The organism is Janthinobacterium sp. Ant5-2-1 (assembly GCF_001445815.1).
Taxonomy (GTDB): domain Bacteria; phylum Pseudomonadota; class Gammaproteobacteria; order Burkholderiales; family Burkholderiaceae_D; genus Janthinobacterium; species Janthinobacterium lividum_E.
In genome coordinates this window covers 1-21,793 of the sequence record NZ_LNCE01000053.1, presented here as the reverse complement: position 1 = coordinate 21,793, position 21,793 = coordinate 1, and the positions used below count along the sequence as shown (strand labels likewise).

The window sequence follows — 21,793 nt, the reverse complement described above, 5'->3', positions numbered from 1 at the left end:
AGGCTCCCTGGCCCAAGGCGCAGCACCAATTTCAGGCATAATGCGCGTCTATATTGGTGCATCGTCAGGGAGCCGCAATGGTTGTAGCCGTTTATCCAGGAACATTCGATCCGCTCACGCGTGGTCATGAAGATTTGGTACGCCGCGCATCGGGTCTGTTTGACAAGCTGATCGTCGGTGTGGCCGACAGCAAGAACAAGCAACCGTTTTTCTCGCTCGACGAACGCCTGGAAATCGCCAACGAAGTGCTTGGCCACTATCCGAACGTGCAAGTGGAAAGCTTTTCCGGCCTGCTCAAGGATTTCGTGCGCAAGCATGAAGCGCGGGTCATCGTGCGCGGCTTGCGCGCCGTCTCCGACTTCGAATACGAATTCCAGATGGCGGGCATGAACCGCTACCTGCTGCCCGATGTCGAAACCATGTTCCTGACGCCGTCCGACCAGTACCAGTTCATTTCGGGCACCATCGTGCGCGAAATCGCGGCGCTGGGCGGCGACGTCTCCAAGTTTGTCTTCCCCTCGGTGAACCGCTGGCTGCAAAACAAGATTGCCGCCAACGCTGCCTCATCGCAATAAGTAAGAGTGAAATCATGGCATTACTGATCACCGACGAATGCATCAATTGCGACATTTGCGAGCCCGAGTGCCCGAATGACGCGATCTACATGGGCGCGGAAATCTACGAAATCGATCCCAACAAGTGCACCGAATGCGTGGGCCACTTTGACGAGCCGCAATGCCAGCAAGTGTGCCCCGTCAGCTGCATCCCCTTCAATCCCGCCTGGCGCGAAAGCCCGGAGCAATTGATGGCCAAGTACGAACGCCTGCAGGCTGAGCTGCCTGCCGCCAAAACCTAAGCTTTTCTCCCGCGCCACTTCTGCGTGGCGCCAGCTTCTGCCAACTGTTCTACACTGTGTGCTGACTTATCCACAGCCCATGGTTTCCACGGAGGTAGAAGATGCAAATACGCACATCCCGTTTCGGCCGTTCCCTCGCTGGCGCCTGCCTGTGCGCCGCCTTGGCACAAGCAGCGCTAGCCGTCGAGGTGGGCGGCGTCAAGCTGGACGACACGGTGCAGCTAGCCAGCCGCGAGCTGAAACTCAACGGCGCTGGCGTGCGCTATAAAGTCATCTTCAAGGTCTACACGATCGCGCTGTACCTGCCGGAAAAGAAAACCCAGCTGGCCGACATCCTGCCACTGCCCGGACCGCGCCGCCTGGAAATCGTCATGCTGCGCGACATCACTTCAGACGAGCTGGGGCAGGCCTTCATGCAAGGCTTGAAGCGCAGTTCCGACCAGGCCGACCGCACGCGCCTGCTGAGTCAGACGATGCAGTTCGGCGCCATGTTCGAAATGGTACCCGGCCTGAAAAAGGGCGACATCCTCACCGTGGACTGGCTGCCGGAAGAGGGAACGTTGTGCAAGCTGAACGGCAAGCAGGTGGGCGATACGGTGCCGGACTTGGCCTTTTACAATGCGCTGCTGAAAATCTGGATCGGCGCCCATCCGGCCGACACGTTACTGCGCGCGCATTTGCTGGGCGACATGGCTTAAAGCGGCCTGAACAAAACCACGGGCATAAAAAAAGCCGGCTCGCGCCGGCTTATCTTTCTACAACAGTGAGCTTATGCACGCGTCGACAGGGCGCGCAATTCGGCGGCGTTGCTTGGCGATACGCCATCCATCTTGCCCAAAGTGCGCTTCAAGGCTTGCGCTTCGCGCATCTGCTGGCGCGCCAGGCGCTCTTCGCGGCTCAACTTGGGACGCACCACCAGCATCATGGCGCGGGCGATGCCCACCAGCAAAGGCTTGAACAGCAGGGCGAAGGCGCCCACGGCGACGATCACCAGCACGAGTTGCAGGGCGTTCAGCAGGGAAATCTCCAGCACGGGTGCGGATACTGCGTACAGGGCGGAGGCGAAGGTAGACATAGTGTTCCAGTGCATTATAGAATTTGCCAGTACTATAGTGCAGTGCAACATATAAATCTAATTCCATTTCTTGATACCAATTATATGAATCGTGAATGGAAAACTGTAATATTTTTTAACGAGTGAAAATATTCGTGCCCGGCGCGGTTTACACTCCTAAGTAATCAATTTTAAGTAATCAATTCAACTTTTATCTTGGGCTTTCCATGAGTTTTCTGACGCTGGATCTGAACTTGCTGCGTGTTTTCGACGCCGTCATGACGGAACAAAACCTGACGCGCGCAGCCGGCCACCTGGCGATGACGCAGCCGGCGGTATCGAACGCCATCAAACGCCTGCGCGAGAGCCTCGGTGACGAATTGCTGATCCGCACGGCGTATGGCGTGAAACCCACGCCCCGCGCCGAAGCGCTGTGGCCATCCGTGCGCTCGGCCCTGGCCAGCCTGGAAGCGGCTGTCACGCCGGAAACCTTCGATGTGTCGAAGACCCACGCCACCTTCCGCATGGCCATGGCCGATGCGACTGCCGCGTTCTGGCTGCCGTCCCTGATGCGCTCGATCGAACGGGAAGCGCCGGGCGTCAACGTGCGCATGATGCCGCTGACGACGCGCGAACCGCGCCCCATGCTGCTGCGCGGCGACATCGACCTGGCCGTGGGCTTCTTTCCCGGCGTGGCGGCGCAATTGTCGAGCGAAACGGGTTCGCCGATCCGCCACGAGCGCCTGTATTCCGGCAAGTATGTATGCGTGATGCGCCGCGGCCATCCGCTGGCCGACAAGGAATTGACTCTGGATAACTACTGCGCGGCCAACCATTTACTGGTCAGCTTTTCCGGCCGCGCGCATGGCTTGATCGACGAAGCCCTGTCGCAGATCCACCGCGAACGGCGCATCCTGTTGACGGTCAATCAGTTCTTCACGGCAGGCCGAGTCGTCGCCAATTCCGACCTGATCACGGTCTTGCCGCGCCATTTGATCGCCTCGACGGGCATGACGGAATCCCTGCTGTACAAGGATTTGCCATTGACCTTGCCGGCCGTCCACCTGGACATGCTGTGGCACGAGCGCGACGCCCGCAGTCCCGCCCACAAATGGCTGCGTAATCATCTGGAAAGCATGAACACGCCTACCCTGCGCACGGCGACGGCGGCCGGCGGCGGCGTGGCGCCGAAGCCGCATATCGAGTAAGCGTCACCTGCACAAGAAAAAACGCCTGATGATCTCTCATCAGGCGTTTTGCTATGCGTGGTTGCTGGAGCGATAACCAATTCTGAAACCGCCCCAGTGCTTGCCCTCGACGTGGATGGGCACGGACAAATCGTGCATGACTTCGCCCGTGTCGCGTTTATAGGTCTGCAACAGGAAGGCCTTGGTATTGCTGCCGCAACGCTTGCCCGTGCGGTCGCTGAAGATGCGCTTGGTGCGGTTATTGACCATATCGGTGGCGTAGTCGCCCGTCAGCGGCTGGGAAAACTTCTTGTTGTGCGTCGGAAAATAGCCATTGTTGTCGACGGCGCCCGCGTACGCCAGATGGGGCAGGGCAGCCAGCACGCCTTCCTGCAAATCGGGCAGCACCTTGTCTGTAAACGCATCGAACTTCGTGTTGTGCTTGGGCGGATTGGTGTTCGGAATGGGGCGGTAGTGGCGGTCGAACAGGGCTTCGCGCGTGATACGGCCCGACGCGATCGCTTGCTCGAACAGTTTGCCCACGTCGCGCGCGGCGCGCTGGGCCGCCTCACGGATCTCGTCGTGCGGCGTGGCCACGCTCGATTCACCGAGGGCGCCGGCGATCACTTCGGCCCGCTCTGCCAGGGCCATGGCCGACTGCGTGGCGCGCGGCAATTCGGCATTCGTCGACAACATGCTGTCGCGGATTTGCAGGATGGCGTCGGCGATCACTTGCGTCGTGTCGACATGTTCGCGCGAGGCGCGGGCGATCTGCCCGATCTCGTCTTCCGATTCGCCCGACGATTCCTCGATATGGCTCAGTGACGCGTGCACGCTTTCCACATTGCGCGCCGCTTCCGTCACGCCGGCCGCCAGCGAACTCATGCCGCGCGCGGCTTTTTCCGACTGTTCATTGATTTCGCGCACCATCACGCTGATTTCATCGGAAGCTTCCTTGGTGCGCTGCGCCAATTGCCGCACTTCACCGGCCACCACGGCAAAACCGCGCCCATGTTCGCCGGCGCGCGCCGCTTCGATGGCGGCATTCAGCGCCAGCAAATTGGTACGCGCGGAAATATCGGAAATGGCTTCCGTGAAACCAGTGATGCGTTTGGATTTTTCCTGCAAGCTCAGCATGGTGCTGGAGGCGCCTTGCGCTTCCTCGCGTGCCTTATTGATGCGGCGCAAGCCCTGATCCACTTCGGCGCGCGCCGCCACGCTTTCCACGCGCACGCCGGCTGCCACCTTGGCGGCCCGCTCCGCATTGGCGGCGATCTTTTCCGTCATCGCGGCATTTTGTACGGAACTGTCGGCGATATCGCTGGCCGTGCGCACGTCGAGTTCCACCTTCTGTTTAACGGAATCGACAAAATACGAGGTTTCCGCCGCGCCGATCATGATGGCGTCGATGGCATTGCCCACCGTATCGGCGAACTGGTGCAAGCCTGGCTCGCCGCGCGGACGGCCGGCAAGCGCCAGCAGCGCGGCGCCGATGGCGGCAGCCACGCAGGCGATCATATAGGGATGGTCGCCGCCTGACAGCAGCAACAGATAGGCCAGGCAACAGGCGACGGCCATGGCCAGGATCGTGAATACAAAGAAACGCACCAGCTGATGCTGCAACTGCTTCATTTGTCCCCCGCTGCGCGAACCCGTCACGTCCCGGGAGGGACGTGCTGTGGCCGTATGCGGGTGGGCACGATTGCCCACCTTGCACCCTGAATACAACGTCTGCGCGTGTTTTCAGGCCGGCTACCGGATAGCAGAATTGTAGTTCTACCCTACAACATTTGTTCCGATAGCTCAATCAGAAAAACGGGGCGGCTACACCAGGGTCACTTAATTGGCAATTTGGTGGTGTTTTTGACCTCTTCCATGACGGCATAAGTGTGGGTTTCCCGCACACCTTTCTGCAGCAAGGTCTTGCCCAGGAATTCGCGGTAGGCGGCCATGTCCTTGACGCGCGCCTTGACCAAGTAATCGAAACCGCCAGCGACCATGTGACATTCCAGTACCTCTGGAATGATTTGTACGCTATGCTTGAAGGCGTCGAACACTTCCGGTGTCGTGCGATCGAGCACCACTTCGATGAACACCAGCAGCGACACGTCGAGCAGCTGCGGATTCAACTGGGCCGTATAGCCCATGATGTAACCGGATTCGTGCAGCTTGCGCACGCGCTCCAGACAGGCCGCCGGCGACAAGTTCACGCGCGCGGCCAGCTCCACATTGCTGATGCGTCCATCGCTCTGCAATTCCATCAAGATTTTCTTACTGATCTTGTCCAGCATTACCATCACCCCCAAATTAATATTATTTGGTTAAATTGTCGCATCAAAAACTATCTATTGCTAGTCCCCTGTATTACCAGAATTAATCCATAAGAATCCCCTTTACAATCGAATCATCTTAACGTCCGACTTTCTGTATTTTTTTGCACCAAAAAAGAGCAAGAATTACGTCAGTTTTCGTCCCCTTTTTCCTTGTAAAGAGTACTTATGCACCCTGCAGGCCCCTCGGCTTTTACCCCGATTCCTTTTGCTGCGTTCCAGGCAGAAATCCTGCCCGAAGCGACACCACAACGCGCCGCGATCACCGCCGCCTATAGGCGCGACGAGGTTTCGGCGGTGCAGTGGCTGTTGCAACAAGTGCGCCCCAGCAGCACCGAAACGACGGCCGAAGGACAAGCGCTGGCGCACCGCCTGGTCTCGAACGTGCGCCAAAAACGCACACGCGCGTCCGGCGTCGATGCACTGATGCACGAGTTCTCGCTATCGTCGGAAGAGGGTGTTGCATTGATGTGTCTGGCTGAAGCGCTGTTGCGTATACCCGACAGTCAGACGGCCGACCGTTTGATCGCCGACAAAATCAGCAAGGGTGACTGGAAGAAACACCTGGGCGAATCGCCGTCGCTGTTCGTCAACGCGGCCACCTGGGGCTTGCTGATTACGGGCAAACTGGTCAGTACCAGCAGCGAATCGGGCCTCGGTTCCGCCATGACCAAGCTCATCGCCAAAGGCGGCGAACCGCTGATCCGCAAGGGCGTCGACCTGGCCATGCGCATGCTGGGCAACCAGTTTGTTACAGGTCAAACCATCGAAGAAGCGTTGAAAAACAGCCGCGAGAATGAAACGCGCGGCTACCGTTACTCGTACGACATGCTGGGCGAGGCGGCCCTGACGCAGCAGGACGCGGCCAACTACTACGCCTCGTACGAAACGGCAATCCACGCCATCGGCAAGGCCTCGAACGGCCGCGGCATCCGCAACGGTCCCGGTATTTCCGTGAAACTGTCGGCCCTGCATGCGCGCTACAGCCGCGCCCAGCGCGCCCGCGTCATGGAAGAATTGCTGCCGAAAGTCAAAGCACTGCTGCTGCTGGCCAAACAGTACAACATCGGCTTCAACATCGATGCGGAAGAAACGGACCGTCTGGAACTGTCGCTCGACCTGATGGAAGCACTGGCCTTCGATGCGGACTTGGCCGGCTTCGACGGCATCGGCTACGTGGTGCAGGCGTATCAAAAACGCTGCCCGTTCGCCATCGATTTCCTGATCGACCTGGCGCACCGCAGCGGCCGCAAGTTCATGGTGCGCCTGGTCAAGGGCGCGTACTGGGATGCGGAAGTCAAACGCGCGCAAGTCGACGGCCAGGAAGGCTATCCCGTCTACACGCGCAAGGTTTACACGGACGTCTCTTACCTCGTGTGCGCGCAAAAACTGCTGGCAGCGAGCAGCCTGATCTATCCACAATTTGCCACGCACAACGCACAAACCCTGTCGACCATTTATACCTGGGCGAAACGCGACGGCATTACCGATTACGAATTCCAGTGCCTGCACGGTATGGGCGAGACCCTGTACGACCAAGTCGTCGGCCCCGAGAATCTCGACAAGCCGTGCCGTATCTACGCGCCCGTCGGCTCGCATGAAACCCTGCTGGCCTACCTGGTGCGCCGCCTGCTGGAAAACGGCGCCAACTCGTCGTTCGTCAACCAGATCGTCGACGAAAGCGTGGCCATCGATAGCCTGATCCGCGATCCGCTCGAGCAGGCGCGCCTGCAGGGCGGCTTGCCGCATCCGTCGATTCCGCTGCCGCTGGACATGTTCGGCAACGAACGCAAGAACTCGGCCGGCCTGGACCTGTCGAATGAAGACACCTTGCGCACGCTGGCCACGGGCCTGGCGCAGCAGCAGACATGGCAGGCCGCGCCGCTGATCGATGGCGCCGTCAGCCTGAACGGCCCCACGCACATGCTGCACAATCCGGCCCAGCACGACGATGTCGTGGGCAAGGTCATGGAAGCCGGCCCGGCCGACGTGGAAACGGCGCTGGCCAGCGCCAGCGCCTACGCCATGGATTGGCAAACCACGGAGCCGTCGATCCGCGCACAAGCGTTGCTGCGCGCGGCCGACCTGTTTGAAGAACACCACATCGAGCTGATGGCCCTGGCCGTGCGCGAAGCGGGCAAGTCCCTGCCGAACGCGATCGCGGAAATCCGCGAAGCCGTCGACTTCCTGCGCTACTACGCGGCGCAGGTGGAACACGCACCGAACACCCTGGCGCTCGGTCCCGTCACCTGCATCAGCCCGTGGAACTTCCCGCTGGCCATCTTTACGGGCCAGCTGGCCGCCGCCCTGGCGGCAGGCAACGTGGTGCTGGCCAAGCCGGCCGAGCAAACGCCGCTGATCGCCCACCGCGCCGTGCAATTGCTGCATGCGGCGGGCGTGCCGCGCAGCGCGCTGCAATTTTTGCCCGGCAGCGGCGAAGTCGTTGGCGCAGGCCTGTGCAATGACGCGCGCGTGAAAGGCGTGATTTTCACGGGCTCGACGGAAGTGGCGCAATTGATCAACCGCAATCTGGCCGCGCGCGCCGTGGCCGAAGGCATCGACATTCCCCTGATCGCCGAAACGGGCGGCCAGAATGCCCTGATCGTCGATTCGTCCGCCTTGCCGGAACAAGTGGTGCAGGACGTGATGTCGTCCGCTTTCGACAGCGCCGGCCAGCGCTGCTCGGCCTTGCGCGTGCTGTTCCTGCAAACGGAAATCGCCGACAAGACCATCCACATGCTCAAGGGCGCCATGCAGGAATTGCGCGTCGGCAATCCTGACCGCCTGGCCACCGATATCGGTCCCGTCATCGATGCGGAAGCGCAAGGTAACTTGCTGGCGCACATCAACAAGATGAAAACCATGGCCATCGATCATTATTCGCTCGATTTGCCGACCGTCAAAGGCACGTTTGTCGCCCCGACCGTGCTGGAAATAAAGTCGCTGGCGCAATTGACGCAGGAAGTCTTCGGCCCCGTGCTGCACGTGATCCGCTACAAGCGGTCCGAACTGCCGCAACTGGTGCAATCGATCAACGACAGCGGTTACGGCTTGACCCTGGGCATCCATACGCGCATCGATGAAACCATCGATTTCATTACCAAGCGCGCACATGTGGGCAATATTTACGTGAACCGCAACATCGTCGGCGCCGTCGTCGGCGTGCAACCGTTCGGCGGCGAAGGCAAATCAGGAACCGGCCCCAAGGCGGGCGGCCCCCTGTACCTGAAACGCCTGCAGCGCAATGCGCCGGCTGGCGCGCAGCACCAGCGCCAGGCGCCGCCAGCACTCGACGCGCTGACCGTCTGGGCGAAAATGCATGGCCACGACAAGGTCGTGCAACTGGCGCAAGACTATGCGCGTACCACCTTGCTGGGCAGCACCACTGTCTTGCCAGGCCCGACCGGCGAGCGCAACACCCTGAGCTTTGCCGCACGCGGCACGATTTTGTGCGCGGCAGCGACCTCGGGCACCCTGATGAACCAGCTGGCGGCCGTCCTGGCCACCGGTAACGAGGCCCTGGTGCTGGCACAAGCGCCGGATCTGATCCCGGGCGACTTGCCGGCTGCGCTGAAGGACCGCATCCAGATCATTACGAGCCTGGAGTCGGTCAAGCATGATTTCCAGATCGCCATGATCGAGCCTAGCCTCGATGGCCAGCTCAAACCGCTGCTGGCGGCACGGGAAGGGGCGCTGGTGGGCACCATCGCCACCACGCAAGAGGGTGCCATCCCCCTGTGGCGTCTCGTTGCTGAGCGGGCGCTGTGCGTGAATACGACGGCGGCAGGCGGAAATGCGAGCCTGATGATGCTGAGCGTCTAAAATTTAAGCAGGCAGTCAACGTAAAAGGGCAGAACCAGTGGTTCTGCCTTTTTTATGCACGCTGGATGAAAAATCAGCCTGCCAGACGCTGGCACAATTGCTGGATCACCGTATACGCGTACGGCGACGCGACGGTTTGCACGAAACGCATGAAGTCGACGGCCGCCTCTTCGTTGGCGTTGTCGGAAATGGTGCGCATGACCGTAAACGGCACGCCCAATTCAAAACACACTTGCGCCACGGCGGCGCCTTCCATTTCGACGGCCAGCAGGTCGGGGATATCAACTTTGAGCTGGTTCAGATGCGCGGCGCTGCCGATGAACTGGTCGCCGCTGGCGATCAGGCCGCGGTGCACTCGCGCTTGCTGCAAGCCAAATTCCACGATATGTGCCGCCTTGAGCACGCTGGACACATCGTCACGCAGAAAATCTTCCGCGGCGCCAGCCAGTTGCGTGCTCAGTTCCAGGTCCGTGGCGAAGCGCTGCAAGCCAGTCAATGGCACTTCAAAGCGGGGAAACAGAGGGCGGGCATCCATATCGTGCTGCATCAGCGCTTCGGCCACGACGATATCGCCCACTTTCACGTGTTTATCCCCACTGCCGGCCACGCCGGTGAAGACGATGTGGGTAACTCCGTACTTTTCCACAAGGATAGAAGCAGTCATGGCAGCAGCAACCTTGCCCAGACGCGACAGGACGCACACAGCGTCGATATTCCACAAGGTTCCCAGGGTGTAGTCGCGCATGCCGTGCGAACGCCTCTGGGGGCTCTGCATGGCTTCTACCAGCCCCTGCTGTTCTTCGTGCAAGGCACTGATGATGCCTAAACGCATTTTTTTATGTGTATGCATGCTGTTTTACAGGTTTTTTGAATTGCAAAACGGTTTACATGGTGAAAACAGCCGTTTCGGCGACTTTTCCACCGTTCGCGTTTGTCTCTGTGTTTTAAATAAAGATGTATACATAAAAATAGTAGTGATAGTAAACGGCCATTTTTTTGTGGATAAGTCGGTATACCATCGAAAAATCATCGACTTAGCGTACAAAAAAGTAGGCGCACAAGCATTGTATCTATGGCGGACTTGTTTGGGATAAAAATTGGCTTGTGGACAAAGATCGACTTTTCCCACATCTCATCCTGTGGATATGCAGGCACTTATCCACACCAGCACGCAAACATCGTGGCTTTTCTTGCTGTAGTGGCATGTTTGATGTGTTTCGTTGACATAGACCTATGTCTGCCAATCAACAGTGAGCGGGCACGAGCGTTGTTCTTTCACTGAGGTGAGCGTCCAGTTGATTCCTGGAAGACGGTTTGGCAGTAGGTCGTGAAGTTGCCGTTGGCTTTTTTTTTGACGGTTTTACATGCTTTTTGGAAATATCCCCGGACTTCCGCTTTTTTTGTCGGTTTACAATAGATCTGTATATAAAAATAGTAGTAATAGTAAACGCGTTTTTTTCTGTGGATAAGTCGCTTTTTTTCAACAGGATCAATCGTTTACACGCAAAATAAAGCGTGCATAATCGCTGTATCACGCGAGGAGCAAAATTGTATAAAATGCGGGCCTGTGCAAAAGTTCGTGTTTACGCACAAGTCATCCTGTGGATATCAAGTGAGTTATCCACAATCGTCTCAAATTTCCCTTCTTTTTGATATCGAATCGCCTGCCGGCACTGTGCCTGCTCAGGTCTCTTGACGTTTCCATTTTGTAAAACGGTTTTGCAGTGCTGTGTGCGTGATGCCGGCCGTGCCGGTTTTCGTCGCTCAGTTGTTGGCGCGATTTTTTTTTGTCGGCAAAAGCAGCTTCCCGACTTTTTTTGCAGACAGGCTTGCGAATGTTCTTCAAGGCGGAGAGCAGGCAAAGCGCGCGTTGTCGGGTTTACCTTAACAAGTTTGTATACAAGAATAGTAATAGTAGTTAACGGTGCCATTTTCTGTGGATAAGTCCTGATTTATCCTTGTAAACAATCGCTTGGCGTACGGATAAGCGCTGAGTAAGCGTTGTATCTGCCTGGGATGGTTTTGGGATAAAAAAAACACGTCCGAAAAAAATTTCGTTTACTCACATATCGTACCTGTGGATATCCATACGGTTATCCACAGCTTGCAGACCCTGGCTTGATACTCTTTTTTACCTGGCCGTGACGCTAGCCGTATCCCAGGCAACGATTAATGTCGCCCTGGCCCGGCACTGGTGGTAATCTCAAGGCGGCTCAGCAGCCATGCATGCATGAAAAAAGACAGACTCTGGTAGCGGAACGCGGTGGGGAGACACGCCGCGCGACAGCTTGATGGCATACCGAAAGGAGCTTCATTGGAATCGGCAGGCGAATACGACTACATCATCGTGGGCGGCGGCACGGCAGGTTGCGTGCTGGCCAACCGGCTCACGCGCGACAAGGACGCCAACGTTTTGCTCGTGGAAGCGGGCGGCAAGGACGACTATGTGTGGATTCACATCCCCGTCGGCTACTTGCATTGCATCGGCAATCCCCGCACGGACTGGCTGTATTCCACGCAGGCGGACGCGGGACTGGGCGGGCGCAGCCTGATCTATCCGCGCGGTAAAGTGCTTGGTGGCAGCTCTTCCATCAACGGCATGATCTATATGCGGGGCCAGGCCGGCGATTACGATCACTGGGCCGATTTGACGGACGACGCTTCCTGGCGCTGGGACAAGGTCTTGCCGCTATTTAAGCAAAGCGAGGATTATTACGGCGGCGCGTCGGAAAACCATGGCGTGGGCGGCGAGTGGAGAGTGGAAAAACAGCGCCTGTCATGGGATATCCTGAATGCATTCCGCGATGCGGCGCAGCAAGTCGGCATCCCGAAAACCAGCGATTTCAATGGCGGCGACAATAGCGGCAGCGCGTATTTCGACGTCAACCAGCGCCGCGGCATCCGCTGGAATACCTCGAAAGCGTTCTTGAAACCGGCATCGCGCCGCCCGAATCTGACCATCATGACGGGCTGCCACGTGGAACGTCTATTGCTTGAGACTTCGGAGTCGGGGCCCCGTTGCACGGGCATCGTGTTTACGGGCGGCGGCACGCAGTGGCAGGCGACGGCCCGGCGGGAAACCTTGCTGACGGCGGGCGCCATCGGTTCGCCCCAATTGCTGCAACTGTCCGGCATCGGCCCGGCGGCCTTGTTGCAGCAGCATGGCATCGTGCCCGTGTTGGACTCCGCTGGCGTGGGCGGCAATTTGCAGGATCATTTGCAGCTGCGCATCGTCTTTAAAGTACAGGGCGTGAAAACCTTGAACATCATGGCGGGCAATATGCTGGGCAAGATGCAGATCGGCTTGCAATATGCGCTGTTCCAGAGCGGACCCATGTCGATGGCGCCGTCGCAACTGGGGGCGTTCGCCAAGTCCGATCCACTGCAAGCCACGCCGAACCTGCAATACCACGTGCAACCCTTGTCCTTGGACAAATTCGGCGAACCCTTGCACGCGTTTCCCGCGTTTACGGCCAGCGTGTGCAATCTGCGTCCCACGTCGCGCGGCCACGTGCACATCGCGTCGGCCGACAGCTATGCGGCGCCGAAAATCATGCCAAATTACCTGAGTACCGAGCAGGACCGCAGCGTGGCGGCCGACGCCTTGCGCCTGACGCGGAGCATCGCCGCCGCGCCGGCCCTGAAAAAATTTGCGCCGGAAGAATACAAGCCTGGCGTGCAATTCCAGAGCCAGGAAGAGTTGGCGCAGGCGGCCAGCCAGATCGGCACCACCATTTTTCATCCGGTGGGCACTTGCCGCATGGGCCTGGCCAGCGAAGCTTCCAGCGTGGTCGACAGCCAGTTGCGCGTGATCGGCGTGGCAGGCTTGCGCGTCGTCGATGCGTCGATCATGCCGTACATTACTTCTGGTAACACGAACTCGCCCACCGTGATGATCGCGGAAAAAGCGGCGCAAATGATACATGCGGCCTGGAAATAGCCGGAAATAGCTGGGTAAAGGCGCGAGTTTGCGCCATTCGGGCTGGCCAAAAATCCCCGTAGTTATACTGTATTGTGCGTTAAATTTAAGTTGTGTATTATAAAAATGACTAAGTAGTACAAAAAGTACAACTAGGAGACACGATGTCAAACGTAATCTTGGAAACAAGAAATTTGACCAAGGAATTCAAGGGTTTCACCGCTGTGAGCGAAGTGAACCTGAAGGTAGAGCGGGGCCATATCCACGCCTTGATCGGTCCGAACGGCGCCGGCAAGACCACGTGTTTTAACTTGCTCACCAAATTCCTGGTCCCCACTTCCGGACAGATCCTGTTCAATGGGAAAGATATCACGGCCGCCAAACCGGCCCAGATCGCGCGCATGGGCGTGATCCGTTCCTTCCAGATTTCCGCCGTCTTCCCGCATTTATCCGTGCTGCAAAATGTGCGCATCGGCTTGCAGCGCCAGCTGGGAACCTCGTTCCACTTCTGGCAAAGCGAACGTGCATTGAACCAGCTCAACGACCGCGCCATGGCCTTGCTGGCCGAAGTCGACCTGACGGAGTTTGCCGACACCATCACGGTCGACATGCCGTACGGGCGCAAACGGGCGCTGGAAATTGCCACCACCCTGGCGATGGAGCCGGAGATGATGCTGCTCGACGAACCGACGCAAGGCATGGGTCACGAAGACGTGCACCGCGTGACGGAACTGATCAAAAAAGTGTCGGCTGGCCGCACGATTTTGATGGTGGAACACAATATGAGCGTGGTGTCGGGCATCTGCGACAAGATTTCCGTCCTGCAGCGCGGTGCCATGCTGGCCGAAGGCAGTTACGCGGAAGTGTCGCGCAATCCGCAAGTGATGGAAGCGTACATGGGCACCACCCACGCGGAACTGGAAGGGACGCATTGATGGCGACACAAGTGAATGGCGGCGCACCCGCGCTGGAAATTACGCAGCTGCACACCTGGTATGGCGAATCACACATCCTGCACGACGTGAACCTGAAAGTGGCGCAGGGCGAAGTGGTCACTTTGCTGGGCCGTAACGGCGCCGGCCGCACCACCACCTTGCGCGCCATCATGGGGCTGACGGGTGCGCGCACGGGCTCCATCAAAGTCAACGGCGTCGAAGCGATAGGTTTGGCCACGCACAAAATCGCCCACCTGGGCATCGGGTATTGTCCCGAAGAGCGCGGCATTTTTTCCTCGCTGTCGACCGAGGAAAACCTGTTGCTGCCGCCAACCCTGGCCAGCGGCGAGAAGGGCATGTCGGTGGAGGAAATCTACGCCATGTTCCCGAACTTGCAGGAACGCCGCCACAGCCAGGGCACGCGCCTGTCGGGCGGAGAACAGCAGATGCTGGCCGTGGCGCGCATCCTGCGCACGGGCGCACGCCTGCTGTTGCTCGATGAAATATCCGAAGGCCTGGCGCCCGTCATCGTGCAAGGCCTGGCGCGCATGATCACCACCCTGAAAGCGAAGGGCTACACCATTGTCATGGTGGAACAGAATTTCCGGTTTGCCGCGCCCCTGGCGGACCGGTTTTATGTGATGGAGCACGGTCAGATCGTCGAGACTTTTGCTGCATCCGAACTGGAGGCCAAGATGCCGGTATTGACCGAGCTGCTTGGCGTGTAGTCCCCATGTAGTAAGCGTCCATCGTCAGCAATCGACTGAATAGCAAACAATAATCCCAACGGAGACACTATGAAACGTAACGCTATCGCCATTGCCACCGCCACTCTGTGCGCCCTGGGCTTGTCCGCCGCCGCGCATGCCCAGGTATCGGGCGACACCATCAAGATCGGTTTTATTTCCGACATGTCGGGCGTGTATTCCGACGTCGACGGCCTCGGCGGCGCGGAAGCCATCAAGATGGCGATCGCCGATGCCGGTGTGGTACTGGCCGGCAAAAAGGTGGAATTCATTTCCGCCGACCATCAAAACAAGGCCGACATCGCCGCTTCGAAAGCGCGCGAATGGTTTGACCAGCAGGGCGTCGACATGCTGATCGGCGGTACCAATTCCGGCGCCAGCCTGGCCATGGCCAAGGTCGCGGCGGAAAAGAAAAAAATCTTCATCGCCATCGGCGCCGGCTCCTCGCGCCTGACGAATGAAGAGTGCACGCCGTACACAGTGCATTACGCCTACGACACCGTGGCGCTGGCGCGCGGCACAGGCGGCACCATCGTCAAGCAGGGCGGCAAGAACTGGTATTTCATGACGGCCGATTATGCGTTCGGCCACTCGCTGGAAAAAGATACGGCCGAGGTCGTCAAGGCGGCCGGCGGCAAGGTGCTGGGCAGCGTCAAGCATCCGCTGGGCGCCTCGGACTTTTCTTCCTTCCTGCTGCAGGCGCAATCGGCAAAACCGCAAATCCTCGGCCTGGCCAATGCGGGCGGCGACGCCATCAACAGCATCAAGGCGGCCAATGAGTTCGGCCTGACGAAATCGATGAAGCTGGCCGGCTTGCTGATCTTCATCAATGACATCCATTCGCTGGGCCTGAACCTGACGCAGGGCATGTACCTGACGGATGGCTGGTACTGGGACTTGAATCCTGAAACGCGCGCCTGGTCGAAACGCTATTTCGCGAAGATGAAGAAAGAGCCATCGATGCTGCAGGCGGCCGACTATTCGGCGGCGGCGAACTACCTGAAAGCCGTCAAGGCGATCGGTACGGATGACACCGAGAAGGTCATGGCCTACCTGAAAAAGACCAAGATCAACGACATGTTCACCCAGAATGGCGAAGTGCGTCCCGATGGCCGCATGGTGCACGATATGTATTTGATGGAAGTGAAGAAACCGTCCGAGTCGAAATACCCATGGGACTACTACAAGGTAGTCGCCACCGTGCCCGGTGCGCAAGCGTATGTAACCAAGGCCGAGTCGAAGTGTTCGCTGTGGAAGTAACGCTGTAGCAACCTCCACAGAGTGCCCGCCTGCGCGCGGGCGCTCTGTCCTGCATGCGCTTCGCCCGCAGGGTACGCCTTGCGCCGCCGCACCGGTTTGCGGTGGCGCGTTTCCCTTGATACCACACCGCTATCCGGCGGTGCTTTTTATACTGTGATGCCATGGAAATTTTCGGCGTTCCAATACAAGCGATGATGAGCCAGCTGCTGCTGGGTCTCGTCAACGGCTCGTTCTATGCCATGTTGTCCCTCGGTCTGGCCGTTATCTTCGGCTTGCTTAACGTTATTAATTTCTCGCACGGCGCCATGTACATGATGGGCGCCTTCCTGGCCTGGATGGGCCTCAGCTATTTCGACATCAATTACTGGGCCATGCTGGTCATCGCCCCGATCCTCGTCGGCCTGGTCGGCATTCTGATCGAAAAGACCATGCTGCGCTGGCTGTATAAACTCGACCACCTGTATGGCTTGCTGCTGACCTTCGGCATCACCCTGATCATGGAAGGCGTGTTTCGCTCGTTCTATGGCGTCTCGGGCCAGCCGTATGCCGTGCCCGAAGCGCTGGCCGGCGCGACGGACCTCGGTTTCATGATCTTGCCGAACTACCGCGCCTGGGTGGTGATCGCCTCGCTCTCCGTGTGCCTGGCTACCTGGTTCGTCATCGAGAAAACCAAATTAGGGGCCTATCTGCGGGCTGGCACGGAAAACCCGAAACTGGTGGAAGCGTTCGGCATCAACGTGCCGCTGATGGTGACGTTGACGTTCGGCTTCGGCGTGGCGCTGGCCGGTTTCGCCGGCGTGCTGGCGGCGCCGATCATCCAGGTCTCGCCGCTGATGGGCTCGAACCTGATCATCGTCGTGTTTGCCGTGGTGGTGATCGGCGGCATGGGTTCCATCATGGGTTCCATCCTGACGGGCCTGGGCCTGGGCGTGATCGAGGGCCTGACCCGCGTGTTCTACCCGGAAGGCTCGGCCACCGTGGTGTTCGTGGTGATGGTCATCGTGCTGCTGCTGCGTCCCGCCGGCCTGTTCGGCAAAGAAAAGTAATCCTCATCAGTCATGTATTGGAGCTACCACGATGAATAAGAATGTAGGCTACGCCATTGCCTTGCTGCTGGCGTTGGCGGCCCCGTTTTACGGCTATCCCGTCTTCCTGATGAAGCTGCTGTGCTTTGCCCTGTTTGCCTGCGCTTTCAACTTGCTGATTGGCTATACGGGCTTGCTGTCGTTCGGCCACGCGGCATTTTTTGGCGGCGCCGGCTATGTCACCGGCTATGCGCTGCGCACCTGGGGTTGGCCAACGGAACTGGGCTTGCTGGCCGGCGTCGCGACGGGCGCCTTGCTGGGCCTGGTAATCGGCGGCCTGGCGATCCGCCGCCAAGGCATCTACTTTACGATGATCACCCTGGCGCTGGCGCAGATGGTGTACTTCCTGGCCTTGCGCCTGCCGTTCACGGGCGGCGAGGATGGCTTGCAGGGTGTTCCACGTGGAACCTTGCTCGGTACGATAGACCTGGGCAACGACACCGTTTTGTACTACGTCGTGCTGGCCATCTTTGTTGCCGGCTTCGCCCTGATCGTGCGCACCATCCACTCGCCGTTCGGGCAAGTGCTCAAGGCGATCAAGGAAAACGAACCGCGCGCCATCTCGCTTGGCTACGACGTCAACAAGTACAAGCTGATGGCCATCGTGCTCTCCGCTTCGCTCGCCGCACTGGCCGGCGCGACCAAGACCCTGGTGCTGGGCTTTGAGACGTTGACCGACGTGTACTGGGGCATGTCGGGCCTGGTCGTGCTGATGACCCTGGTGGGCGGCATGGGCACCTTGTCCGGCCCCATCCTTGGCGCCGTATTGATCATCGCGCTGGAAAACAAGCTGGGCGATGTCGGTACCTACCTGGCCACGCACACGGGCATCGAGTGGTTTGGCACCCTGGGCGAATCGGTGGGCATGGTCACGGGCGTGATCTTCGTCATCTGCGTGCTGATGTTCCGGCGCGGCATCGTCGGCGAAGCCATCGCCCGCTTCGGCGGCAGGGCTGCCAAAGCCGCGGTCTGATTTTCAAGCAACGCCGGACGGATCGTCCGGCGTTTTTCATTGTGCGTCCACTGTTACTTCAACGGAGAGTACCACCATGCAAATGACGATCACGCGCGCGGGGAGCAGCTTGTGCACGCTGCTGGCGTTGGCGGCCTGCGGCAGCAACCATGCGCCGGAAGAACTGAACCAGATACCCGGCTATCTGGGTACCATCACGCGGGCCGACTACGACGGCAAGACGAACGACCTGCTCACGGCCGGTCTCGGCAAGACGGGGCTGGCGGGCGCCGCGCCCGCGTATGCAAATGTGGAACAGCCGACGCCGCTCGAACTGCGCCGCAATGCCATCTACGCCAATTACCGCGCCGTGCTCGACATTGCCGCCAACAGCGGCTACGGCACCCTGTACGGACCGAACGTGGATGCATCCGGCAACGCGGGCACGGGCGAGGGCCTGGTCGCGGGCAGCGAATACATCGCCTATGCCGATGATGGCACGGGCAAGAAGAACGTCACCTTGATGGTGCAGGTTCCAGCCAGCTTCGACCCCGACCATGCCTGTATCGTCACCGGTACGTCGAGCGGCTCGCGCGGCATCTATGGCGCCATCGGCAGCTCCGGTGAATGGGGCTTGAAAAAAGGCTGCGCCGTGGCGTATGCCGACAAGGGTTCCGGCACGGGCCTGTATGTGTTCGAGGACGATAGCGTCAACCTGCAGAACGGCCTGCGCGCGGGCAGGGTGGCCGCCGGCAAGAATGCGCTCTTCGCGCCGGACTTGAGCGACGCCGAGCGGCTGGCCTGGGCGGGCAGCAACCCGAACCGCATCGCCTTCAAGCATGCGCACTCGCAGCAGAATCCGGAAAAGGATTGGGGCAAGGTCACCTTGCAGGCCGTCGAGATGGCGTATTACGTGTTGAACGAGCGCTACGGCGTGCTGGCCCGCGACGGCAGCTCGCGCATCGTGCGGCTGACGCCGAAGAACACCATCACGATCGCCTCGAGCATTTCCAACGGTGCCGGCTCGGCCTTGCTGGCGGCGGAACAGGATAGCAAGGGCTTGATCAGCGGCGTGGCGGCCAGCGAGCCGCAAGTCCAGCCGGCGGCATCGAGCGCCTACACTGTGCGCCAGGGCGGGGCGGCGGTGGCCAATCCCGGCCGTGCGCTGTTCGACTACGCCACCTATGCGGCCCTGTATCAGCCGTGCATCGCTTCCGTGGCCGGCAATGCGGGACGCTGCACGGCGCTCGTCGCCAAGGGGCTATTGAACGGCGCCGACCTGGCGGCGCAGCAGGCCGATGCCAAGCAGCGCTTGCGCGCATATGGCTGGCTGCTTGACTCCGATCCGCTGCAGGCCGCGCATGCGGGCACGAACATCCTCGTGGCCGTCACGTACGCGTATGCCTACGGAAAATTCTCCGTGACCGATAAAGTGTGCGGTTTCACGTTTGCGCAGACGGACGGCAGCGGCAATCCGATTGCGTTCACCTCGGCGCAAAAGGCGGCCAGCTTTGCCGCGCAAAACGGCATTCTCGGCAATGTCGTGTACGAGAACAGCGTGGGCGGCGCCAAGGTGTACACGGCCGGCGTGTCGCCGTCGAGCAGTCTGGCGGACCAGTCGCTCGATGGCTTCCTGTGCCTGCGCAGCCTGGCGACGGGGCGCGACACTGTCAGCGGCGCCAACTTGCAGGGGACATTGGCGACGCAAAGCGTGCGCGTGCGGGCAGGCATGGCCGAGGTCGCGGCCAGCGGCAAACTGAACGGCAAGCCGGCCATCATCGTGCATGGCCGCAGCGACACGCTCATTCCCGTCAATCATGCGTCGCGTGCCTATCTGGGCCTGAATGCCGCCGTGGAAGGGGCGAATAGCCAGCTGCGCTATATCGAGGTGACCAACGCCAACCACTTCGATTCCTTCAGTAATGCGTTACCAACCCTGATCGTGCCGCTGCATGTGTACCTGAACCGGGCGCTGGACGCCATGTATGCACACTTGAACGCCAAGCAAGCCTTGCCGCCATCGCAGGTGGTGCGCACGGTGACGCGCGCCGATGCGTCGACCTTGATCACGAATGTCAATGTGCCAGCGATCGCCACGGCGTCGGCGCCCGGCAATGTCATCAGTGTGACGGGCACGGTCATCGATATTCCCAACTAGGCTGTACCGTCAGTGGAACTTGCGGCCACGTTTCACGTGGCCGTTTTTACTCCCAGGCCGACTCGGGGATGTGGCCCAGTCCCTGGAAGACGGGCTTGGAAAACCAGTAGCCCTGCATCAGCGAAATGCCGCAGCCGGAAAGAAAATCGCGCTCGGCGCGCGTCTCGATGCCTTCGGCCAGCACGCGGATACCGAGCTCCTGGCACAGGCTGGCGATGGCGCGCACGATGGCCTGGCGCGGCGTGTGCGTATCGATGCCGCGCACCAGGTCCATGTCGATCTTGATGATGTCGGGCTGGTATTCGGCCAGCAAGTTCAAGCCCGCATAGCCGGCGCCGAAATCATCGATGGCTGTCAGGAAACCGAAGCGGCGATAGGCGCGGAAGATCTCGACCAGGTGGGGACGGTCTTGCACCCGTTCGCCTTCCGTCACTTCAAAGATGATTTTGTCGGTAGGGAAGTGATGCAGCTTGGCCGCTTCCAGGGTGCTGCGGATGCACACCTCGGGACGGTAGACGGCGTTGGGCAGGAAGTTGATCGACAGATATCCCTGCATGCCCAGCCTGGCAGCGCCGGCCACGGCCTTGACGCGACAAGCCTGGTCGAAGCGGTAGCGGTTGGCGTCATTGACTTGCGCCAGCACGCTGGCCGCGCTTTCGCCGTTGGGGCCGCGCACCAGCGCCTCGTGCGCATAGATGCTGCGCGTAGCCAGGTCGACGATGGGCTGATACGCATACTCAAAGGCAAACGGCAGCGGCGCGCTGTCGTGGCAGCCCGCGCAGGCACCGTGCGGAAACTGGGTGCTGTCAGGATGGATGGGAATGTCGGGAGGCGTCATGGCGGCAGTGTAGCAGGGCGGGGTGGTAGGCTCCGTCTGCTGCTTCACAGTGCGGCCGCATAGATGGCGCGCGCATCGCCGCGGGTGACGGGCCGGGGATTGTTGCCCAGTAAGCGCGTCTGCAGCATGGCTTCATCGGCCAGGCGGTCCAGGTCGCCGGCTGCGATGCCCACTTCGCGCAAGGTACGCACGATGCCCGTGGCCACGGCAATCTCCTGCATGCTATCGATCAGGGCCACGGCCCGCGCTTCCTCGCTGCCCGCGATGCCGGGCTGCAGGATGGTCGCCAGTTGCGCATACAGCGGGGCCGCGTGGGACAAATTAAAACGCAGCACGTGCGGCAGCACCAGCGCATTCGATAAGCCATGCGGCACGTGGAACAGTCCACCGATGGGATAGGCGAGCGCATGCACGGCGGCCACGGGCGCATTGGCAAACGCCTGGCCGGCCAGCATGGCGCCCAGCAGCATGGCTTGCCGCGCCGGCAAGTTGCTGCCATCGCGGCAAGCCGTGACCAGGTTGCTCGACAGCAGCGACAGCGCCTGCGTGGCCAGCATGTCGGACAAGGGATTTTTCAGCAGGCGGCTGGTGTACGCTTCGATCGCATGCACCATGGCGTCGATGCCCGTGGCAGCTGTCACGGCGGGCGGC

Annotated in this window: 18 protein-coding genes; 12 read left to right on the top strand and 6 right to left on the bottom strand. The window is 59.9% G+C overall.

The features are described from left to right. The first annotated feature begins 77 nt into the window (after positions 1-77). From coaD to ASN89_RS17740, 3 genes are all read left to right on the top strand, one after another. Complete coding sequence (gene coaD, locus ASN89_RS17750) at positions 78-575, top strand: pantetheine-phosphate adenylyltransferase (protein WP_034752633.1); 498 nt, start codon at positions 78-80, stop codon at positions 573-575. Positions 576-589: 14 nt separating this feature from the next. Then, positions 590-856 (top strand): YfhL family 4Fe-4S dicluster ferredoxin, encoded by a 267-nt coding sequence (locus tag ASN89_RS17745; RefSeq protein WP_034752637.1) that lies wholly within the window; start codon positions 590-592, stop codon positions 854-856. 101 nt (positions 857-957) lie between these two features. Further along, positions 958-1,554 (top strand): chalcone isomerase family protein, encoded by a 597-nt coding sequence (locus tag ASN89_RS17740; protein ID WP_046681837.1) that lies wholly within the window; start codon positions 958-960, stop codon positions 1,552-1,554. A 71-nt stretch (positions 1,555-1,625) separates the two neighbouring features. Here the strand turns inward: ASN89_RS17740 and ASN89_RS17735 are convergent, their stop codons facing one another. Then, positions 1,626-1,931: a hypothetical protein gene (locus ASN89_RS17735; protein WP_034752641.1), complete on the bottom strand. Its 306-nt coding sequence runs from the start codon at positions 1,929-1,931 to the stop codon at positions 1,626-1,628. Positions 1,932-2,137: 206 nt separating this feature from the next. Between ASN89_RS17735 and ASN89_RS17730 the strand changes: the two genes are divergently transcribed. Further along, entirely contained in the window at positions 2,138-3,118 is a 981-nt protein-coding gene (locus ASN89_RS17730) for a LysR family transcriptional regulator (protein ID WP_034752642.1), read from the top strand. A gap of 51 nt (positions 3,119-3,169) precedes the next feature. Here the strand turns inward: ASN89_RS17730 and ASN89_RS17725 are convergent, their stop codons facing one another. Next, positions 3,170-4,729 (bottom strand): methyl-accepting chemotaxis protein, encoded by a 1,560-nt coding sequence (locus ASN89_RS17725; RefSeq protein WP_058050201.1) that lies wholly within the window; start codon positions 4,727-4,729, stop codon positions 3,170-3,172. Between the two features lie 203 nt (positions 4,730-4,932). Beyond that, the gene (locus ASN89_RS17720; protein ID WP_010393827.1) at positions 4,933-5,388 is read right to left on the bottom strand and encodes an Lrp/AsnC ligand binding domain-containing protein; all 456 of its coding nucleotides are present in this window, start codon (positions 5,386-5,388) and stop codon (positions 4,933-4,935) included. 207 nt (positions 5,389-5,595) lie between these two features. On the opposite strand from ASN89_RS17720, the gene putA reads away from it, so the two are divergent. Further along, positions 5,596-9,249, top strand: a complete 3,654-nt coding sequence (gene putA, locus ASN89_RS17715) for a trifunctional transcriptional regulator/proline dehydrogenase/L-glutamate gamma-semialdehyde dehydrogenase (protein ID WP_058050200.1) — start codon at positions 5,596-5,598, stop codon at positions 9,247-9,249. Between the two features lie 73 nt (positions 9,250-9,322). Here putA and ASN89_RS17710 read toward each other — a convergent pair whose 3' ends face one another. Then, on the bottom strand, positions 9,323-10,081 hold the full coding sequence (locus tag ASN89_RS17710; protein WP_058050199.1) for a 5'-methylthioadenosine/adenosylhomocysteine nucleosidase: 759 nt from the start codon (positions 10,079-10,081) through the stop codon (positions 9,323-9,325). 1,482 nt (positions 10,082-11,563) lie between these two features. Between ASN89_RS17710 and ASN89_RS17705 the strand changes: the two genes are divergently transcribed. From ASN89_RS17705 to ASN89_RS17675, 7 genes are all read left to right on the top strand, one after another. Further along, complete coding sequence (locus ASN89_RS17705) at positions 11,564-13,189, top strand: GMC family oxidoreductase (RefSeq protein ID WP_058050198.1); 1,626 nt, start codon at positions 11,564-11,566, stop codon at positions 13,187-13,189. Between the two features lie 143 nt (positions 13,190-13,332). Beyond that, positions 13,333-14,103: an ABC transporter ATP-binding protein gene (locus ASN89_RS17700; RefSeq protein WP_058050197.1), complete on the top strand. Its 771-nt coding sequence runs from the start codon at positions 13,333-13,335 to the stop codon at positions 14,101-14,103. Continuing rightward, on the top strand, positions 14,103-14,831 hold the full coding sequence (locus ASN89_RS17695; protein ID WP_034752656.1) for an ABC transporter ATP-binding protein: 729 nt from the start codon (positions 14,103-14,105) through the stop codon (positions 14,829-14,831). The genes ASN89_RS17700 and ASN89_RS17695 overlap by 1 nt, the downstream gene beginning before the upstream one ends. 69 nt (positions 14,832-14,900) lie before the next feature. After that, a complete protein-coding gene (locus tag ASN89_RS17690) occupies positions 14,901-16,109 on the top strand; it encodes an ABC transporter substrate-binding protein (RefSeq protein WP_046681842.1) in 1,209 nt (402 codons plus the stop codon). Between the two features lie 161 nt (positions 16,110-16,270). Beyond that, positions 16,271-17,155, top strand: a complete 885-nt coding sequence (locus ASN89_RS17685; RefSeq protein WP_034752662.1) for a branched-chain amino acid ABC transporter permease — start codon at positions 16,271-16,273, stop codon at positions 17,153-17,155. Between the two features lie 31 nt (positions 17,156-17,186). Then, complete coding sequence (locus ASN89_RS17680) at positions 17,187-18,167, top strand: branched-chain amino acid ABC transporter permease (RefSeq protein WP_034752665.1); 981 nt, start codon at positions 17,187-17,189, stop codon at positions 18,165-18,167. Between the two features lie 76 nt (positions 18,168-18,243). After that, the gene (locus ASN89_RS17675; protein ID WP_058050196.1) at positions 18,244-20,304 is read left to right on the top strand and encodes a 3-hydroxybutyrate oligomer hydrolase family protein; all 2,061 of its coding nucleotides are present in this window, start codon (positions 18,244-18,246) and stop codon (positions 20,302-20,304) included. Positions 20,305-20,350: 46 nt separating this feature from the next. Here ASN89_RS17675 and ASN89_RS17670 read toward each other — a convergent pair whose 3' ends face one another. After that, positions 20,351-21,142 carry an EAL domain-containing protein gene (locus ASN89_RS17670; RefSeq protein WP_058050195.1) on the bottom strand — a complete coding sequence of 264 codons (792 nt, stop codon included), beginning with the start codon at positions 21,140-21,142 and terminating at the stop codon, positions 20,351-20,353. A 44-nt stretch (positions 21,143-21,186) separates the two neighbouring features. Continuing rightward, the coding region (locus ASN89_RS17665; protein WP_152988599.1) for an iron-containing alcohol dehydrogenase at positions 21,187-21,793 on the bottom strand (607 nt) is incomplete at its 5' end.

What these genes read in the sequence shown, in the direction of transcription:
- coaD (WP_034752633.1), top strand. Translation starts at nt 78, where the DNA reads ATGGTTGTAGCCGTTTATCCAGGAACATTCGATCCGCTCACGCGTGGT.
- ASN89_RS17745 (WP_034752637.1), top strand. Translation starts at nt 590, where the DNA reads ATGGCATTACTGATCACCGACGAATGCATCAATTGCGACATTTGCGAG.
- ASN89_RS17740 (WP_046681837.1), top strand. Translation starts at nt 958, where the DNA reads ATGCAAATACGCACATCCCGTTTCGGCCGTTCCCTCGCTGGCGCCTGC.
- ASN89_RS17735 (WP_034752641.1), bottom strand. Translation starts at nt 1,931, where the DNA reads ATGTCTACCTTCGCCTCCGCCCTGTACGCAGTATCCGCACCCGTGCTG.
- ASN89_RS17730 (WP_034752642.1), top strand. Translation starts at nt 2,138, where the DNA reads ATGAGTTTTCTGACGCTGGATCTGAACTTGCTGCGTGTTTTCGACGCC.
- ASN89_RS17725 (WP_058050201.1), bottom strand. Translation starts at nt 4,729, where the DNA reads ATGAAGCAGTTGCAGCATCAGCTGGTGCGTTTCTTTGTATTCACGATC.
- ASN89_RS17720 (WP_010393827.1), bottom strand. Translation starts at nt 5,388, where the DNA reads ATGCTGGACAAGATCAGTAAGAAAATCTTGATGGAATTGCAGAGCGAT.
- putA (WP_058050200.1), top strand. Translation starts at nt 5,596, where the DNA reads ATGCACCCTGCAGGCCCCTCGGCTTTTACCCCGATTCCTTTTGCTGCG.
- ASN89_RS17710 (WP_058050199.1), bottom strand. Translation starts at nt 10,081, where the DNA reads ATGCGTTTAGGCATCATCAGTGCCTTGCACGAAGAACAGCAGGGGCTG.
- ASN89_RS17700 (WP_058050197.1), top strand. Translation starts at nt 13,333, where the DNA reads ATGTCAAACGTAATCTTGGAAACAAGAAATTTGACCAAGGAATTCAAG.
- ASN89_RS17695 (WP_034752656.1), top strand. Translation starts at nt 14,103, where the DNA reads ATGGCGACACAAGTGAATGGCGGCGCACCCGCGCTGGAAATTACGCAG.
- ASN89_RS17690 (WP_046681842.1), top strand. Translation starts at nt 14,901, where the DNA reads ATGAAACGTAACGCTATCGCCATTGCCACCGCCACTCTGTGCGCCCTG.
- ASN89_RS17685 (WP_034752662.1), top strand. Translation starts at nt 16,271, where the DNA reads ATGGAAATTTTCGGCGTTCCAATACAAGCGATGATGAGCCAGCTGCTG.
- ASN89_RS17680 (WP_034752665.1), top strand. Translation starts at nt 17,187, where the DNA reads ATGAATAAGAATGTAGGCTACGCCATTGCCTTGCTGCTGGCGTTGGCG.
- ASN89_RS17675 (WP_058050196.1), top strand. Translation starts at nt 18,244, where the DNA reads ATGCAAATGACGATCACGCGCGCGGGGAGCAGCTTGTGCACGCTGCTG.
- ASN89_RS17670 (WP_058050195.1), bottom strand. Translation starts at nt 21,142, where the DNA reads ATGACGCCTCCCGACATTCCCATCCATCCTGACAGCACCCAGTTTCCG.